This is a genomic window from Rhodococcus sp. P3_B8, from assembly GCF_056402775.1.
The window spans coordinates 1-1,506 of sequence record NZ_JBFUGT010000613.1 but is presented as its reverse complement, the minus strand read 5'-3'; the positions used below and the strand labels follow the sequence as shown (position 1 = coordinate 1,506).

Genomic DNA, 1,506 nt, shown 5'->3' with positions numbered 1-1,506 from the left:
CCCTGGTACAGGGTGCCGTCGAGGTCGAGCAGCAGGGCGTCGTAGCCGTCGCGCAGAGCCGTCACTGATCGTCTCCGGTCAGCTCGGCCACACGCTCCTCCGCGTCGGTGTCACCCTCGAGATCCGCGGCGGCGGAATTGAGGAACCACTTGAGTCCGTCCTCGATGCGGCCGGCAGCCACCAAGGCGTCCGCATACGCGTAGAACAGGCGAGCGGCACCGGGTCCGGTCCGCGAGGCGTCGAGATCGGGGGTCTGCAGCGTGACCACGGCCTGGTCGAACTGACCGAGGTCCATGCGCGCCCCGGCGACCACCATGCGCAGCTCGGCTGCCTCGTCACCGGACAGCGCAGCAGCTTCCTCGCTCCGACCGAGTTCGATCGCACGCTCCGGGCGGCCCAGTCCGCGTTCGCAGTCCGCCATGACCGCGAGCAGTCCGGGACCGCCGGCCATGCGACGAGCGGCGCGCAACTCCGACAGCGCCTCGGCCCATTCGCCGGCGTGGTACGCGGTGATACCCGCGGCCTCACGCACGATGGCAATGCGGCCCGCACGCTGGCGCGCGGCGCGAGCATGCGCGAGCGCAAGTCGCGGATCGTCGTCGACGAGCTTGCCTGCCATCACCAGGTGACGCGCAACCGTGTTCGCGTTTGTCTTGTCCAGGCTCAGCAGGTCGCGGCGTACAGCGGGATCGAGCTCGCCGGCCTCGACGTTCTCGGGCAGATCCGGTTCGTCCGGACGCGCCTGCTGCCGCTGCGGACGGTCACCTTCACGTCCGCGAGGCGCGAAGCCGCCCTCGCCGCCACGACGGGGTCCACCACCGCGACGGTCGCCACCGGCGCCGCCACGATTGTCGCGCGAATCGCGACGAGGACCACCGGTCGAGCCACCCCGACCCGAACCGCCGGCGCCGCCGGACGCACCGCCCCGATTGCTGTTGGAGGCACCGCCCCGATTGCTGTTGGAGGCACCGCCTCCGCGGAAGGATCGACGTCCGTCGTCACTCTCCGACACAGTCATTCCTTTCACACAAACCACGAAAGGGGACCCAGTATATTGGGTCCCCTTTCGGTAACGGATGTTCGGCGGTGTCCTACTCTCCCACACCCTGTCGGGTGCAGTACCATCGGCGCTGGAGGGCTTAGCTTCCGGGTTCGGAATGGGACCGGGCGTTTCCCCTCCGCTATGGCCGCCGTAACTCTATGAAACTGTCACACGGAACATCAGCGAAGACACACACAACAAACAGTGTTGKTGGTGGTGTTCTTCTTTCTTCTGTTCTGAAACGTGTGTGTTGTTTCAGATACTGCACAGTGGACGCGTAGCTTCTTTGTGGTAAGTCCTCGGCCTATTAGTACCAGTCACCTGCATCCGTTACCGGACTTCCAGTTCTGGCCTATCAACCCGGTGGTCTGCCGGGGGCCTTACCCCCTCGAGGGGGTGAGAAACCTCATCTTGGAACAGGCTTCCCGCTTAGATGCTTTCAGCGGTTATCCCTTCCGAACGTA

Annotated in this window: 1 protein-coding gene and 2 rRNA genes; all 3 read right to left on the bottom strand. The window is 65.6% G+C overall.

Features of this window, described 5'->3' with window-relative positions:
- Nucleotides 1–61 precede the first annotated feature (61 nt).
- Nucleotides 62–1,018 carry a tetratricopeptide repeat protein gene (locus tag AC1D1G_RS45100; protein ID WP_280784911.1) on the bottom strand — a complete coding sequence of 319 codons (957 nt, stop codon included), beginning with the start codon at nucleotides 1,016–1,018 and terminating at the stop codon, nucleotides 62–64.
- Between the two features lie 60 nt (nucleotides 1,019–1,078).
- Nucleotides 1,079–1,195, bottom strand: a 5S ribosomal RNA gene (gene rrf / locus AC1D1G_RS45095).
- 134 nt (nucleotides 1,196–1,329) lie between these two features.
- Nucleotides 1,330–1,506 (bottom strand): 23S ribosomal RNA (locus AC1D1G_RS45090); the annotation flags it as partial.

What these genes read in the sequence shown, in the direction of transcription:
- AC1D1G_RS45100 (WP_280784911.1), bottom strand. Translation starts at nt 1,018, where the DNA reads ATGACTGTGTCGGAGAGTGACGACGGACGTCGATCCTTCCGCGGAGGC.